The 15,824-nt window shown below is 43.3% G+C and carries 15 protein-coding genes and 1 pseudogene; 9 read left to right on the top strand and 7 right to left on the bottom strand.

From position 1 onward, the window contains the following. Nucleotides 1–9: 9 nt before the first annotated feature. Nucleotides 10–924: pseudogene (locus SPEA_RS13940) on the top strand (IS91 family transposase); the annotation flags it as partial. A gap of 305 nt (nucleotides 925–1,229) precedes the next feature. On the opposite strand, the gene SPEA_RS13935 reads toward SPEA_RS13940, so the two are convergent. Next, nucleotides 1,230–1,688 (bottom strand): DUF4345 domain-containing protein, encoded by a 459-nt coding sequence (locus SPEA_RS13935; RefSeq protein WP_041410977.1) that lies wholly within the window; start codon nucleotides 1,686–1,688, stop codon nucleotides 1,230–1,232. A gap of 158 nt (nucleotides 1,689–1,846) precedes the next feature. Further along, a complete protein-coding gene (locus SPEA_RS13930; protein WP_012155856.1) occupies nucleotides 1,847–2,476 on the bottom strand; it encodes a hypothetical protein in 630 nt (209 codons plus the stop codon). Nucleotides 2,477–2,769: 293 nt separating this feature from the next. On the opposite strand from SPEA_RS13930, the gene SPEA_RS13925 reads away from it, so the two are divergent. Further along, nucleotides 2,770–3,147 (top strand): site-specific integrase, encoded by a 378-nt coding sequence (locus SPEA_RS13925; protein WP_317623677.1) that lies wholly within the window; start codon nucleotides 2,770–2,772, stop codon nucleotides 3,145–3,147. Nucleotides 3,148–3,468: 321 nt separating this feature from the next. Further along, nucleotides 3,469–4,449, top strand: coding sequence for a hypothetical protein (locus SPEA_RS13920; protein WP_012155854.1), 981 nt, complete (start codon nucleotides 3,469–3,471; stop codon nucleotides 4,447–4,449). A gap of 258 nt (nucleotides 4,450–4,707) precedes the next feature. Here SPEA_RS13920 and SPEA_RS13915 read toward each other — a convergent pair whose 3' ends face one another. The 4 genes from SPEA_RS13915 to SPEA_RS13900 form a co-directional block, all read right to left on the bottom strand. Then, nucleotides 4,708–5,106 carry a hypothetical protein gene (locus SPEA_RS13915; protein ID WP_012155853.1) on the bottom strand — a complete coding sequence of 133 codons (399 nt, stop codon included), beginning with the start codon at nucleotides 5,104–5,106 and terminating at the stop codon, nucleotides 4,708–4,710. A 247-nt stretch (nucleotides 5,107–5,353) separates the two neighbouring features. After that, nucleotides 5,354–5,860, bottom strand: coding sequence for a M48 metallopeptidase family protein (locus SPEA_RS13910; protein WP_012155852.1), 507 nt, complete (start codon nucleotides 5,858–5,860; stop codon nucleotides 5,354–5,356). 88 nt (nucleotides 5,861–5,948) lie between these two features. Then, nucleotides 5,949–6,392 (bottom strand): DUF3010 family protein, encoded by a 444-nt coding sequence (locus SPEA_RS13905; RefSeq protein WP_012155851.1) that lies wholly within the window; start codon nucleotides 6,390–6,392, stop codon nucleotides 5,949–5,951. Nucleotides 6,393–6,793: 401 nt separating this feature from the next. Continuing rightward, on the bottom strand, nucleotides 6,794–8,140 hold the full coding sequence (locus tag SPEA_RS13900) for a DEAD/DEAH box helicase (protein ID WP_012155850.1): 1,347 nt from the start codon (nucleotides 8,138–8,140) through the stop codon (nucleotides 6,794–6,796). A gap of 263 nt (nucleotides 8,141–8,403) precedes the next feature. Here SPEA_RS13900 and rssA point away from each other — a divergent pair, with 263 nt between their 5' ends. Next, on the top strand, nucleotides 8,404–9,390 hold the full coding sequence (gene rssA, locus SPEA_RS13895; protein ID WP_012155849.1) for a patatin-like phospholipase RssA: 987 nt from the start codon (nucleotides 8,404–8,406) through the stop codon (nucleotides 9,388–9,390). A 236-nt stretch (nucleotides 9,391–9,626) separates the two neighbouring features. Here rssA and SPEA_RS13890 read toward each other — a convergent pair whose 3' ends face one another. Then, a complete protein-coding gene (locus tag SPEA_RS13890; RefSeq protein WP_012155848.1) occupies nucleotides 9,627–10,625 on the bottom strand; it encodes an NADP-dependent oxidoreductase in 999 nt (332 codons plus the stop codon). A 166-nt stretch (nucleotides 10,626–10,791) separates the two neighbouring features. Here SPEA_RS13890 and SPEA_RS13885 point away from each other — a divergent pair, with 166 nt between their 5' ends. The 5 genes from SPEA_RS13885 to SPEA_RS13865 all read left to right on the top strand — a co-directional run bounded on the left by SPEA_RS13885 (nucleotide 10,792) and on the right by SPEA_RS13865 (nucleotide 15,652). Beyond that, the gene (locus tag SPEA_RS13885) at nucleotides 10,792–11,256 is read left to right on the top strand and encodes a MarR family winged helix-turn-helix transcriptional regulator (RefSeq protein ID WP_012155847.1); all 465 of its coding nucleotides are present in this window, start codon (nucleotides 10,792–10,794) and stop codon (nucleotides 11,254–11,256) included. A gap of 80 nt (nucleotides 11,257–11,336) precedes the next feature. Continuing rightward, a complete protein-coding gene (locus SPEA_RS13880) occupies nucleotides 11,337–12,017 on the top strand; it encodes a hypothetical protein (RefSeq protein WP_012155846.1) in 681 nt (226 codons plus the stop codon). A 404-nt stretch (nucleotides 12,018–12,421) separates the two neighbouring features. Continuing rightward, on the top strand, nucleotides 12,422–14,539 hold the full coding sequence (gene nrdD, locus SPEA_RS13875; RefSeq protein WP_012155845.1) for an anaerobic ribonucleoside-triphosphate reductase: 2,118 nt from the start codon (nucleotides 12,422–12,424) through the stop codon (nucleotides 14,537–14,539). A 136-nt stretch (nucleotides 14,540–14,675) separates the two neighbouring features. Further along, nucleotides 14,676–15,140, top strand: a complete 465-nt coding sequence (gene nrdG, locus SPEA_RS13870) for an anaerobic ribonucleoside-triphosphate reductase-activating protein (protein WP_012155844.1) — start codon at nucleotides 14,676–14,678, stop codon at nucleotides 15,138–15,140. Between the two features lie 155 nt (nucleotides 15,141–15,295). Beyond that, nucleotides 15,296–15,652, top strand: coding sequence for a YibL family ribosome-associated protein (locus SPEA_RS13865; protein WP_012155843.1), 357 nt, complete (start codon nucleotides 15,296–15,298; stop codon nucleotides 15,650–15,652). Nucleotides 15,653–15,824: the final 172 nt, after the last annotated feature.

The following is a 15,824-nucleotide window of genomic DNA, read 5'->3' as shown; positions in this document are numbered from 1 at the left end:
TTTTACTAGTCTTGTGGTCATCGAAGTTGCTCTCAATGCCAGCACAACACCACACAAGACTGGCTCAATAAGCAGCAGACTAAGTTATTGCCCGTTGAGTATTTTATGGTGACGTTCACTTTACCGTTCGAGCTTCGTGCCGTCGCGAAGTCTCACCCAGAGCAAGTCTATCAAGCGATGTTCACGGTGGCGGCCAGTGTACTTAAAGACTTTGCACACAACTCAAAATCGCTCGGCGGAAAAATTGGCTTTACTGGCGTGTTGCACACCCACAATAGACGCCGAGACTACCATCCGCATCTTCACTTCATCATTCCCGCTGGAAGCTTCAACAAAGACAAAAAGCAGTGGCAAAAAAGCAGAGGTAAATATCTGTTCAACGCCTTTAATCTCGCCACAGTGTGGCGAGCAAGGTTGCTGGAATACCTGACAAATAAGCTAGATATCACACTGCCAGCAGCTACCCCAAAGAAGTGGGTGGTAGATTGCCAGCATGTTGGCAAAGGCTTACCTGCACTGAAGTACTTATCAAGATACCTCTATCGCGGTGTATTGCCTGATAAAAATATCATCAGTAATATCGATGGGCACGTCAGCTTCGAGTATCTAGACAGCCAAACTCAGACCAATAAAGTGCGTACCTTACCCGAGATAGAGTTCCTATGGTTAGTGCTGCAGCATGTTTTGCCCAAAGGGTTACGCCCAGTACGAGATTATGGATTACTTGGCGGGAACTTCTGCAAACTGAGGCAACAAATACAGTTGATGATCGTTGTCGCAGGGGCGGTATTTCCCCTAGTCGAAGAGGCAAAACGCATTGCAGCAATGCGGCCTTGTCCTTGCTGCCAGCAGCCGATGACATTTATGGGCGTACATAGAAAAAAGCAGGTGCGACTGACAAGCTTTCATAGCCAGAGCACTTAGCAATCTAACGCCACTGTTTAAGCGGTAAGATAGCATAATTTTGAAATTTTAGATCTCTAGAAGTGAAACGCAGGAGGTGATTAAGCTTTTGAAACTATAGACTTACTTATTGGCTGTCGGTGCTAAGGGATAGCTATGACTAGCCAAAAGTGTAAATTAAGCTCCCCGACGCTAAACCAGCGTGAGCTCTCACGCCGCTATTTACTATATAAAGGTATCACTTCCTACAAACCCGGGCTTGTTCAACACTCGGGATAAGGACGCGGCTACGCGCGGCCTATCCTTATTCGTTATGTGTGCCTAATTTATTGACTTGAAGGGAGTTTTGAATGCGCTAGAAACGCAAGCCCACTTAACGTTACCAGAAAAGCTTCTGTTAACATTCCAGACTGGATGTCAGCATTAGGTGCACCATCCATAGCAAGGCCTATTAAACGTCCTAGCAAGTAAAATCCAAAGCAAAATGTTAATCCTATGAGAGCCTGAGAACGAAGCTTTTTGAGCCAGATAGACAGTAATGCTAGTAGTCCGAACCCCATATTTAACGCATGATTCCCCCGTAGTTCATTAAGTAATGATATATCAGTAGAGTCCACAACCATTCCTAAAAGAGCCATAGATGACACAGGAGAGAACACTCTCCAACTGCCAAAGGTAGCGAGGATTGTTCCGCCGATACACAATGCAAGCAATGGCAGAAATCGTACAATTATATTTTGCTTTTCAAAGCTTTCGCCGCTATCAGGTTTACTCTTATTTTCCATATATATATCTGCCTTTCTCTTATGTAGTTTTATCAATTAACACGTGTGCTTGAAGCATCAAACACATAACGCCCGCCTAACACGTACCGTGCTGGCATGTTGTTTTGCGATGTTTGCTAAAACCATGACTGCAAACGGTGTCGTTTTTGAGGCGCTTGTTACGTATTGTCAGGCTCACTGTGGCCATATTGAATCGCTAGTTTTCTCTGGCTACTAGTGAGAGCTGGCCAGATAAGGTGGACACGACTCTCATCCATTTGAGTTAAGTCTTGTTTGTACTTGTCATTTTTTAAACTTACTTTGAAGAATGACGGGCTATGGTCAATGTTGTTACTTGATAAGCGCCAGAAAACAACGAAAGCAAACTTTGGTGTCAAATATTTATTCTTTAGGTAGAAGTCTAATGCATTATTTAATATGACGTTATCTTCGGTCTCAGCTAGATTTCTTAAAGATTTTACACATGAATCTAGCCGCATTTTCTGCTTTAACTCGTTAAGCTTCTTCTTAGAACCTTTTGCATCAAGCAAAATGCCATTTTCAAAGACTTGAACTTGAAATTTTAGTATGCAGCTAGAGCCCACCCAAAGATGATGATTAGTGCGTCTGTTTTTGATCTCGAAATGATATCTGAGCTGCTCTTGATCACATAGCTCACAGTCTTCGTTAGCAATTTCATGGTCTTCAATATTATCGGTGAAATACCACTCCCCGAAAGCATCAGGTAATGTTCCTGCTACGGATAGAGGCAAAATATTAGCAGCTACTCTTTGCGGGTATGTGGTCATTCATCACTCCTTGATACGTAACGTCTTATTATCTAGCTGCTCGATAATCTTCCGGCTAAAATTCAACTTAGCAGCAACCATACCAAGCCAACCGACTGTTTGATATTGATAAAACGAAAATTTAAGACCAATTTTATTAATATCAAGCCCGCAAAAGTGAGCGTCTTGATGTAGAGGTCTCTACAATCTTTTACTAAATATCTTTATTTCAATAACTTATCAAAGTTTTTGAATTTTATCGAGCGTAAGAGAGTGTTTTTTTGCTCACTTTTCTCGCAATTTTTCAAAAATAAATTATAACTGTATGTATATACAGCTTTGGTTCGAGGGAGGCACCTATCAAAAAGCTATCTTTTATTGAAGCTATTCGAGAACAAATTAGAGTTCGTCACTACAGTTTGCAAACTGAAAAGTCCTATCTTTACTGGGCGCGCTATCTCATCAGATATAGCCAAGTTCAACGTGCACGTGAGTTAATGCCTTCTCATATAGAACTTTTCTTGTGCTATCTAAGTAATCAGCGTGGTGTTAGTGCCAGTACACAAAAACAAGCCCTGTGCGCATTAGTTTTTGCATTCAAACATGTACTTGGAATTAACACTGATGGCCTTAACTTCCCTTACGCTAAAGCGCCTAGCCGGATCCCTCAGGTATTATACCAATCAGTATAAAGATTTGGTCGCTCAGCGAGAGTTTAGCGGCACTGAGACAAGGCTGCGAGTGTAGAGCATAGTTATTCTACGTTTAAGCTCGTTAACGCAGTATCAGAGCCGCTAAAACTCGCCATTCTTGAGCGTTTTTGGCTGCCTACTTCTTCGTTGAACAACTTCACAAGGGAGTAACCATTCTTTCAGTTATTCGCCTTGAATTAGTTTGCCAAAAAACGCTCTGACTAGATCAACTTCTTATACACTAATAAATGCGACACCCAGAATTGTGAATGCACGTTTCCTTTACTAGGCTTTAGTTATGGCTGAATAGAGGAGTTTGTTATGCCAACCCCAAGAAAAGCATTAGTTAGCTTAGAGGATACGCCGTTTTATCATTGTATATCTCGCTGTGTTCGAAAGGCTTTTTTATGTGGTGTTGATAAGCATACAGGTCAATCCTATGAGCATAGGCGTGACTGGGTTGAGCTGCGATTGTTGCAGCTTGCAAAAGTGTTTGCCATTGATATCTGTGCGTTTGCGGTAATGAGCAATCATCTGCATCTTGTCTTGCGTATAGATGCAGAATTAGCGAAGTCTTGGTCAGATATTGAGGTTGTTGCGCAATGGCAAAAACTGTTCAAAGGTGACAGCCTGAATCATAGTTTTGTTAAAGGTCAGCCACTTGAATCCTATCAGCAAGCCATCATCAATAAACGGGTTAAAGAGTATCGTATAAGGTTGATGGATATCTCCTGGTTTATGAGGGCATTAAATGAGCCCATAGCCCGAAAGGCCAATGCGGAGGATAAGTGTAAAGGTCGCTTCTGGGAAGGCAGGTTTAAGTCTCAAGCACTGCTTGATGAGGCTGCAGTCTTGGCTTGTATGGCCTATGTTGATTTGAACCCTATTCGAGCAAAGATGGCTGATTCACCTGAAACCTCTGATTTTACGAGTATTCAATTACGTATCAAAGCAACGTTGAAGGGGAAGCAGCCAGATTCGTTATTGTCTTTTGTAGGAAATGAACATCAAGACATGCCCAAAGGGTTGATGTTTAATGCTAAAGATTACCTTCAACTGGTTGATGATACGGGGCGTATTCAACGGCATGATAAAAGAGGGGCTATCAGTCGCTCTTCTGAGCAACTGCTGCATCGTTTGAATATTCCGGCTGAAAACTGGCTTAAAATGACTGCAGAGTTCACTAAAATCTTCAAAGGCCCAGTGGGCAACACACAAGAGTTAACGGCTTATTGTGAACACCTTGAACGTAAACGACGACAGGGTGCTGCCAATTGTCATCGATGGCTTGATTGTAGTTAGTCTACTTTAACCCTCCCTCATTTTTCATTATCAAACAGATGTTTGATGTTTCTGCTGTATGAATTTCACGTTAGTTACCGATAGTTTACTCGTCAATTATATTCAGCTCGTGCTAACGTGCTTATGCGACTGCATTGGGTATTTAAGATGAGGTGGAAAGTACCAACCTCAATGTCGAGTTCAAGCTGCCAGTGCAGTGAATAATTTTGGGTGTCTCAGTTAAAAAGAATGTAACCAGCCTTCATTCAAAGGCTGAATCTATGCTTGTTTACGCTGCTCGTTTTTCATTGCACATAAACAAGCTTTTCCACGAAGGGCAGGGCAGCTTTTACAGGGCTTAGCCTTATGGGGGCGATACAAGTCAGCTTGAGCGGGGGAAGAATTGACACTGTGCTGCGTTAGTATGGATGCATTGGCGGCACTATCGTTGGCGGGTATCAGTTTAGTGTAAGCGGCAAACTGGACAATTTGTGCATCGATACGCTTAAGCTTGAGTTGGCGCTTGATGATTTTTAATCGATATTTACACAGCTTAGCCGCACGCTTCTTCAAAGAGATTTCGCTGTCTTTTAGCTGCGAATAATGGCTGATCTTTTGCTGGTATTTAGCCAACTTACGGCGACACTTCTGCTGCTTGTTAGTTAACTCTTCGCTCATAAGTATTCACTCTTCATCGATTACCCAAAAGATCAGCTAGTGCCTATATCCTCAATGGCTTAGAGTGTAATCCAAACTCGGCTAAATGAAAATCATTATCGTTCACGGTTTGCGTGTGAGGAGCTAGCTGATAACTTCCTGCTGACATATAGATGACTTCATTGCACGTGAGCTGCCAGAATCAGCTAAAGAAGGTGTATCTTAGGGGAGTGAAGTGATTAGCCAAGATCTGTTTTGGCTAATCACATTAAGTATAAGGGTTTTTACCTGCATCAATTAAGGTTAGCAATAGTCTTAACTCAAACTCTAGCTGATGGTAGTCACCGTCCATATGGCAGCAGAGCTGATAAAAAGCTTTGTTATGATCTTTCTCTTTTAAATGGGCGAGCTCATGCACCACCACCATTCTCAATAACCCTTCGGGCACCTTTTTAAGCCGTGATGAGATGCGGATTTCATTTTTTGCTTTAATCTTTGCACCTTGCTTACGGGCTACATAAGAATGTAAACCTAGGGCTTGATGACTGAGGGATATCTTGTCATCAAATATTACTTTTGATAATGGCTGAGACTTACGTAAATATTGATTCTTAATCTCCATGGTGTAGTCGAACAGCGCTTTGTCTGTGCGAACTGAGTGGATCTGTGGGTGACGCTTAAGCAGGAACTGCCCGAGCTTGTCGTGAGCTAACAGGCTTTGAATTTGCTCTTGGATATCGCTTGAGTACCCAGCGAGGTATTTGAGTGGTTGCATACTGTGCTTGTTTTAAGGTATTGGTTTTTAGATAAAAAAAGGGCGCTGTTAGTGCGCCCATTAGTATCTACAGTGCTAGTTTATAAGCTTACGCTTCGTCAGTCTTGTAGATAGTCATGTTATGGAAGGCATAAGCGGCTTCAAATGCATTCTTTTGGAAACGTTTAAGCTCAAGACCTTCAAAATCAACTTGAGGAGGGTTACGCTTCAATTGCTCTTTGATAGCCACTGGCGATACCAAAGATACATTTACAGGTATGATTTGAATCAACGCTTCTAATTTAAAGCTAGTTACGCTACCAGCGCCTTTGCCTTTCTGTTCACGTTCAATAATCACGATTTCGTCGATTCTGTAGTCTTCAATCAACTTGCCAAAAGCAAAGTGAAAATCACGCATTGTTTCGGCGTTTTCTGAGTTTGAGATCACGAATGACTTTTGACGGCAATCCGGCACGTTATAAGTTTCGCCTTCACTACTCAATAAACTGATGATGGCTTCGCCACCTTTTAACTCTACGCCACAAATTCTCATGATAAACCTTAAAAAAACAATATTGCCGATATTGTAGCGCTATTTCTCGAAACGGTCAGCGTTTTAATGAGCTTTATAGTGTTATTCAAATAACTTTTGTTCAGCTGGGTATGCTAACGAATCACTAATCAGAATTTCAGTCACATCATGTTCCATTTTGGCTGCCTAGTTCTGCGTTGAATAGCTTCACAAGGGAATAACCATTCTTTCAGCTATTTGCCTTGAATTAGTTTGCCAAAAACGCTCTGAGTAGATCAACTTTTTATACTGATTGGTATTACGTGTTTACGTGCACAAAAGAGTAGGGCAGAGACTATTTGCTTAGTCACAAAAAAGCCGCAGTGATATGACTCATTGCGGCTTTGCAGTGGATGCTTAAGTGCTCGTAGTTACCCTAGAGATTAATCTTCAGGTGTGTCTTGTAGCTTAGCTTTAGGTTTTCTAAGCATTGGCGCATCGCCAACATCAACGCCGGTAGCAAAACGTCTATCACGATTGGCTGCCGCTTTTGCTGCGGTTTTTTTCTTAGCGGTAACAGCTTTCTTTTTAGCTGCAACAGCAGGCTTAACTTTGCGTGGTGTTTGCGCTTGGGCTTTAACGCCACTGAATTTTGCTTTTAGGCCTTCAAGCTCGCTAAAGTTGAACGTCTTATTTAAGAACGTTTGTACTTGAGTAAAGTTAATCCAGTCTTTAGGACCCACAAGAGAGATAGCATCACCTTTTGCACCTGCGCGGCCAGTACGGCCAATACGGTGTACATACTCTTCGGCAAACTTTGGCATATCAAAGTTAATTACTAAAGATACGTTTAATAGATCCAGTCCACGAGAGGCAACGTCAGTAGTCACAAGAATTTGCTGCAAGCCACGGCTAAACTCATCCATGATTTGGTTACGGGCATTTTGCTTTAACTCACCGCTTAATGATGCGGTTTTAAAACCTTCTGCAGCTAACTTTGTCGCTAGGCGGTCAGTATCTTGTCTTGTAGCAGTGAAGATGATGATCTGCTTTTGCTGCTCTTCTTTTAGAATGCGAGTCAAAATGGCTTCTTTATGATCCAAATGGTCACATAAGAAGATACGTTGAGTAATATCTTTATGTTCTAGATTACCCGCGCCAATGGCTACGTGCTCAGGGAACTTCAATAGCTCATTGGCAATGTCATTTACATCGCCGTGATCTAAAGTCGCTGAGAACATAAGTGTTTGACGACGCTTATGATCCGCTGCAGCGTTAATCATTTTCAACTGCTCGGCAAAGCCAAGATCTAGCATGCGGTCTGCTTCATCTAAGATCAGCAGTTCAAGACCATTAAGGTGCAGGTGATGCTGTTTTAGGTGGTCAGCTAAGCGGCCTGGTGTTGCCACAACAAAGTGCGGATCTCGGGATAGGGCTTTGGCTTGATCATTAAAGTTCTCACCACCTAGAATCTTGGTTGCCTTGAATTGAGTGTTGGCAACTAAAAGTCGTAGCTGGCTGTACACTTGAGTGGCCAATTCGCGGGTCGGTAATAGAATGACCACGCGCGGATCGCGTTTACTCAATGCTTTACACGAAATCAGTCTTTGCATCGCAGGCAATAAAAAGGCTAATGTTTTACCTGAGCCTGTTTTAGAAGACGCCATTAGGTCTTTGCCTGCTAGGGCAACAGGAATGGCTTGCTCCTGGATCTCTGTTGGGGTGTCAATGCCCATGTGCTTAAGGCTCTGTAACAGACGTTGATCCAGTGCGAAATCGGTAAATTGCAAAGGTGTACTCCATAAATGATATGACCGCGTATTATAACCTACAGATTTGCCTGCGCGCTACGAATACCCATCAACTTTGTTCTTCAAATGGCGATATATCTGCTAAAATGCGCCACGTTCCCCAGAGGAACCTTCGTTTAGTGTCATTAGAGATCCACTTACCTTACTAATACGAATGGTTTTATTTAACAATTGATATAAGGCTCTTTGGCTGTAAATCATAAAGAGTCTATTTTAAAGCCAACCAATGGAGTCATTTTAGCGTGTCTACAAAGAAACATTCGGTACGAATTGGCCTAGCGTTAGGTAGCGGAGCTGCAAAAGGTTGGGCGCATATTGGTGTATTAAACGGCCTTGCCAAAATGGGGATCTATCCCGATAAAATTGCAGGCTGCTCTATTGGTGCATTAGTTGGCGCGGCTTACGCTAATGATCATCTAGAAGAACTTGAGAATTGGGTTCGTAGTTTTAGCAGCTGGGATGTACTTGGGCTGATGGATCTAAGCTGGGGGCGTGGCGGATTAATTGGCGGCGAGCGAGTGTTCGACGTCCTGCAAAAGCGCATTGGCGATATGCAGATAGAAGATTTGAAAAAGCCATTCGCAGCCGTTGCTACTGACCTTTATTCTGGTCAGGAAATTTGGTTCAGAGAAGGGGATTTACGTCATGCTGTGCGCGCGTCTTGCTCCATGCCTGGCATTTTACCCCCGGTTAAAGTGGGAGAGCGTTGGTTGGTCGACGGTGCGGTAGTTAACCCTGTTCCGGTTTCAGTTAGCCGTTCTATGGGAGTCGATTTAGTCATCGCGGTTGATCTACATGGGCTGCGTCGTGGTCGCATGCAAGTACTGCCAGTCAGTATGAAGAGCCATAAGCCAACTAAGCAAGAAGTCCAAGAAGCGGAGCAGCATCAAGATAAAGGCTTTACCGATTTGTTAGCTAGGGGCCGAGATTATATTACAGGCTTAACGGATAAATTCTCTTTAGGCCATAAAACGGGCACGGCGCAAAATCCAAATCCTGGCATGCTTGCAGTGATGTCACAGTCGATGGATATTCTAGAACAGCGCCATAAGAGAGCGCGTTTAATGGGCGATCCACCGGATATCTGCATTGTGCCTGATCTGGGCGATATCGGAACCATGGAGTTTCATCGTGCAGAAGAAGCGATTCAAGCGGGTGAAGCCGCGGTTGAACAAGTCGCGCATCTTATTGAGGCGGCTCTGGCACAGCATTCTGCTGAGAGAGCTTAAGCTCTAGATTCTTAGTAAGTGTTCAGTAAGTAATAGCCAAGTCTTAAGTAAGCTCTAGCAAGTCGAAAATGCGCAAAGGCCTATGTGGCAAGGGAAAGTTAGACATAAAAAAGGCGCGTTGTGCGCCTTTTTTATGCCTATAGCTTTCCAGATAAGCTTTTCACGTCAAACTTCACACGTAAGCTAATCTAGATAAATTCTAAGTAATGAGTTACCAGTGGACTTTCTAGCTTGCTTCAAGCAAGTTTAACCACCATCTTGCCGCGGTTCTTCCCCTCAAATAGCCCAATAAATGCATCGGGTGCGTTTTCTAAGCCTTCATAAATAGTTTGCTCTGCTTGCACCTTGCCTTCGGCTAGCCATTGCCCCATCTGCGCCGCAAATTGGGGGTAGTGATCCCAATGTTCAAATACGATAAAGCCTTCAATCTTTAACTTTTTAATAATGATCTGGGCAAGGTTACTCGGTCCCGGCGTAGGGGCTGTGTCATTATACTGAGCTATCATGCCGCACACGGCAATTCGGCCGTGATCTTTCATATGATTTAGTGCGGCGCTCAGATGCTCTCCACCGACATTTTCAAAGTAGACGTCAATCCCTTCAGGGGCGGCGTGACCCAGTGCGGCGTCTAAATCGCCACAAGTTTTGTAGTTAATTACGGCGTCGACACCCAGCGAGGTCAGGTATTGAGCTTTTTCATCTGAGCCGACGGAGGCTACAACGCGCGCACCCATGAGTTTTCCTATCTGTGCCACTACGCTGCCAACAGCACCAGATGCAGCAGAGACAAACAAGGTTTCACCGGCTGTTAATTGTGCAATACGATTGAGTCCTGTCCAAGCGGTCATACCAGGCATACCGAGAACCCCAAGGAAATGCGACTCAGAAATCGGAGTATTTGGCAAAATAGTGATCTCGGCTCCGTCACTAACAAAGTGACTACGCCAGCCAAGCATACTGCTGACCTTACTGCCGATAGAAAAGGCCGGGTTGAGAGACTCAATGACTTCACCAATAGCGCCGCCTTCTAATACTTTACCTATCTGGAAAGGAGCAATGTAACTTTTTCTGTCAATCATACGGCCGCGCATATAAGGGTCCACAGACATCCATAAATTTTTGACCAAGAACTCGCCTTGTTTTATTGGGGAGATTGACCCTTTTGCCAGAACAAAGTTGTCGGCGGTAGGCATGCCTTCTGGACGAGACTTCAATTGAATTTCTTGGATATTCATGTCATTCCTTAAATTGTTTTGTGCGCAAAGTAATTGTCAGTATCATAGACAGGTAAAATTTATTTTGCAATTACTTTGCGCGCAAAATAATTGCTCGCAAACTAGTTTTGAGCTTAGATGTGGGTTAATATTAGCGACATTCCTGACTAGCCTAAGCTTAGTAGCTGTGACCAACAACAACTCAAACAATACTGTCGATGCATGCCTTTCTGATAATGTCTGTTTTGCGCTTTATACAGCGGCAAACGCACTGATGAGAGCCTATAGGCCGTTATTGGAACGCTATGAGCTAACGTATCCGCAATACTTAGTAATGCAGTCTTTATGGTTGCAAGACAGGGTGAGCCTTACACAAATATCTAAATCCACACGGCTCGATATGGGCACCTTAACGCCCATTGTTAAACGGCTTGAAGCGAAAGGCTTTTTGCAGCGTCTAGCCGATGAAAGCGATGAGCGTAAAAAGGTAATTGTACTGACTGATGACGGTTTTAAGCTTAAGCTAGAAGCCTTGGCACTAAAGCAAACTTTGCTGGATAAGGTCAACATGACCGACGAGCAAGTGGAGTCACTGAGAACTTTGTGCCTGTCTTTAACTTATGAGCTAACCCATGAGTTGACGCAAAAATAGGCAGTTGATTTTCAACTTGATAAATCGGCACACTAAATGCTTTAACAAGGTTATATTCAGTTAACGCCGGCTTTTTGACGATGAACCTACTTAGCAGTATCAACAATGCAGTAAATAGTAATACGCTATCTGACGCCTATGGCGTTAATAGGGAACAGTCAAATGTTGCCAATGCTGAAAACATTACAGCAAATAGTGGCAAACAGACTCTAACTGCGACAGAGCTGACTAAGAATGACAATACCTTAGTCTTGTCAGGCCGCGCCGAGAGAGCGCAGAAAATCGAAGCGATGGCTGATGACTTCTTTAAAGGAGGCCAGTTCACCTCAGCCAAGCTGCCTTCACTTATCCAACGACTGTACCAAGATGGCATTCTTTCCGAAGGGCAACTCAATCGCTTATCGAATAGTGGATTTGAGCTCCCTCCTGCCGATGAACAATCTCTATCTGACTTTATTGACCAGCAAGCTTCGGCTTTGAGTGATAGTGAAGGCGATAAAAAGCTGGCACAGATGCTTGACGATGCTAAGTGGGTTATGGGGGCAATGGATTTTTCTCAGTCCCCTTTGGTTGCCCAAAAAGCTAACCGTGTATCTAGCCAGATAACTGAGCTGTTAAACTCGGAAAAATCGCTGAGCGAAACGCAAGTGGACCAGTACAAAGGGCTTAAAGCATTGATGCAGTTAACTTCCATGACGGGAGAGCATCAACAGGAGAATGGTCAGCTTAATAGCTACCTCGCTCTCGCTAACAAGCATTAGCAATTATTGTTCTTTATTACACCTTAAAAATTTCAATCTTTGGTCAACATATTCTGTAAAAACCGGCTTAGATGGAGCATTTATCAGCCCCTTTTTCAAAGCAACCAATAAGTTGCGGCGTCAGTTATTTTACAAGGCTTTTCATTGCCAAAATTTATCCACAATTTATACCTCAATTATCCTGTCACTAGCCCGCTTCTAAGTCTCCGTCAAGACCATAATTTGAGATCAGTGGCTTTGTAGGCAGAACTGTTTTCTTATTGTCTTCCTCTTTTAAAATCATGATCTGGATCAATGTTCTTATTCCTGTTTTATAGCTTAATGCGCCACATATTGTGATTTATTGAAAAAGTAGCACTATATATAGTGTTGCTTTGATGAGCGAGCTGAAGAGGAATTAAACAATGCCAGTGGTTATTAAACGGGATGGTTACCGTACGCCTTTTGACGAAACAAGGATTAAAGATGCCGTGATAGCAGCTGCTAACTCGGTAGGTATTGAGTGCGCTGAATATGCCCAACAAGTTGCAGAAAAAGTAAGTCAAACTGTCGCTGAATTAGAGGAAGTGAACATTCACGATCTACAAGATTCAGTTGAAAACTTGTTGATGGAAGGCCCACATAAATCATTAGCACGTGTCTACATTGAATACCGTCACGATCGTGACGTTAAGCGCGAAGTCAGCAGCCGCTTAAACAAAGAGATCCGTGGCCTGGTTGAGCAAAGCAATGCAGCTTTGTTAAACGAGAACGCCAACAAGGACTCTAAGGTTATTCCGACTCAGCGAGATCTGTTAGCAGGTATCGTGGCTAAGCATTATGCTAAGTGCCACATCTTACCAAAAGATGTCGTTGCTGCTCACGAGTCTGGTGAGATCCATTACCATGACTTAGATTACGCGCCATTCTTCCCAATGTTTAACTGTATGCTTATCGACTTAAGCGGCATGTTGACCCAAGGCTTTAAGATGGGTAATGCCGAGATTGAAACACCAAAATCAATCTCTACCGCGACGGCCGTAACGGCGCAAATTATTGCTCAAGTGGCGAGCCATATCTATGGCGGTACCACCATCAACCGTATCGACGAAGTGCTAGCACCGTTTGTTGCCAAGAGCTATGACAAGCATTACCAAGTGGCACTGACTTGGGGCATTACCGATGCCAAAGCTTTCGCGACAGCGCAAACCGAGAAAGAGTGTCACGATGCATTCCAGTCACTCGAATATGAAGTGAACACCCTGCATACTGCGAATGGCCAAACGCCATTTGTGACATTTGGATTTGGTTTAGGTACCTCTTGGGAATCGCGCTTAATTCAACAATCAATGATGAAAGTACGTATCGCAGGTCTTGGTAAGAATCGTAAGACTGCGGTATTCCCTAAGCTAGTATTTGCTATCCGTGATGGTATTAACCATAAAACCGGTGATTGTAACTACGACATCAAGCAGTTAGCACTTAAGTGTGCAACGACTCGTATGTACCCTGATATTCTTAACTACGAACAAGTAGAAAGAGTCACAGGCTCATTTAAGACGCCTATGGGTTGTCGTAGCTTCTTAGGTACTTTCGAGCAAGACGGTGAGCTAGTACACGAAGGCCGTAACAATCTAGGTGTTGTCAGTCTTAACTTGCCACGTATTGCCCTAGAAGCTAAGGGTGATGAGGCAGAGTTCTACCGCATCTTAGATCAACGTCTATTGATTGCTCGTAAGGGCTTAGATACACGTATCGCACGTCTAGAAGGGGTTAAAGCTCGCGTAGCGCCAATTCTTTATATGGAAGGGGCTTGTGGTGTACGTCTGCGCGCCGATGATGAGATTTCTGAGATCTTTAAGAATGGCCGCGCGTCAATTTCACTGGGTTATATTGGCCTTCATGAAACTATCAATGCACTCTATGGCACCGAAGAGCACGTTTACGACAGCGAAATGCTGCGTGAAAAAGCTATCGAAGTGATTAAGTACATGAAGCGAGCAACTGAAAACTGGAAGAAAGAGTCTGGTTATGCATTTAGCTTGTATAGCACGCCAAGTGAGAACTTGTGCAGCCGTTTTTGCGCCCTAGACACTAAAGTATTCGGTGTTGTTGATGGCGTAACGGCTAAAGGTTACTACACCAACAGCTTCCACTTGGATGTTGAGAAACAAGTTAACCCTTACGACAAGATTGATTTTGAACAGCCATACCCAGAGTTAGCTAACGGTGGCTTCATCTGTTACGGCGAGTTCCCTAACATGCAAAATAACGTTGAAGCGTTAGAAGATGTGTGGGATTACAGCTACAGTCGAGTGCCTTACTACGGCACGAATACACCAATCGATGAGTGTTATGACTGTGGCTATACCGGTGAGTTTAGCTGTACCAGCAAAGGTTTCACTTGTCCTAAATGTGGCAACCATGAACCAAGCCGTGTATCGGTCACTCGCCGCGTATGTGGTTACTTAGGTAGCCCTGACGCGAGACCGTTTAACTACGGCAAGCAAGAAGAAGTCAAGCGCCGCGTTAAGCACCTGTAGTAAAAATACTAGGGGCTTAGCATGCAAATGGCTAAGCCTGTAGATATTGGGTTTGTGTACATAAAATAAAAGGTGCTGTGTTCAGCACCTTTTTGTTTTCTAGTTAAAGCTAAATTCTAACTGAAACGAGTTTATTATGAATTATCATCAATACTATCAAACCGATGTGATAAATGGACCGGGTACTCGAGCGACTCTGTTTGTGTCGGGATGTGAGCACCAATGCCGTGGCTGCTACAACCAATCGACTTGGAACCCGTGTTCGGGTCACCTGTTTGATGAGCAGATGCAACAATGCATCATTGATGATTTGAACGATACACGCATTAAGCGTCGCGGCTTGTCATTATCTGGCGGTGATCCGTTATTTCCGGCTAATTTAGAGGCTATTTTATCTCTAGTTAAGCAAGTCAAAGAGCAGTGCCCTGGTAAAGATATTTGGTTGTGGACAGGCTACACCTTAGGCAATCTGAGCGCGGCGCAACAAGAGATAGTCGATTTAGTCAATGTTGTGGTTGATGGTAAATTTGAGCAGTCACTTTCCGACCCGAGCTTAGTTTTTAAGGGCAGTAGTAACCAAAAGATCCATTATCTTAGGTAAATTTAGCAGTAACTTGTAATTTGTTTAGCTATAAACCTAGGTAAAATTGACTTATATACTGTTATAATGTGGCAATAATGACAAAGCTGCATCAGTTCACTGATGCTGTTTTTGTTTCTAAACGTGTTAATTAGATTTGAATTTAAGGTCTGTAAATGAATTTAAAGCAGGAGCTGCAAACGCTCAACGATAAGTTAGACAAATTTCGTCGTAAGCTAGCAGCAGCTGAAAAGCGTGCCGATCCTACAATCGTGATGCAGTTTAAGAAAGAAATTGCCGCGATCACTAAGCGGATCAGCAGTGTTAAAGGTCAACAGACTCGTGAGCTAAGCAAAGAAGGCAGTACAGTTGTTGGCCTTAAGTTTAACCGTGTACTGACTAAAGCCGAACAGGCTGACATGGGTAAGTTGAAAAAGTCAGTTAAAGGTCTGGTAGTTGTGCACCCAATGACGGCATTAGGCCGTGAAATGGGGATTAAGCAAGTTACTGGCTTCGCTCCAAAAGAGTTTTAAGTATTTTTAGTTATTCATTTAGTGAGCCGCTTCATGGTTATCGCTAAGTACTAAGCTTATGCTGGCTCTATGACCGTTTATGGCGATTGAAGATTTCTTTAAGCCATAGACTTATTGGGTCATAGGGCTAGCAAGAGTATCGTCTCAAGCAATTTATTTTCTTTATCAGGAT

It is taken from the genome of Shewanella pealeana ATCC 700345, assembly GCF_000018285.1.
GTDB classification, from domain to species: Bacteria; Pseudomonadota; Gammaproteobacteria; order Enterobacterales; family Shewanellaceae; genus Shewanella; species Shewanella pealeana.
This window is presented reverse-complemented; position numbering and strand designations above follow the sequence as displayed.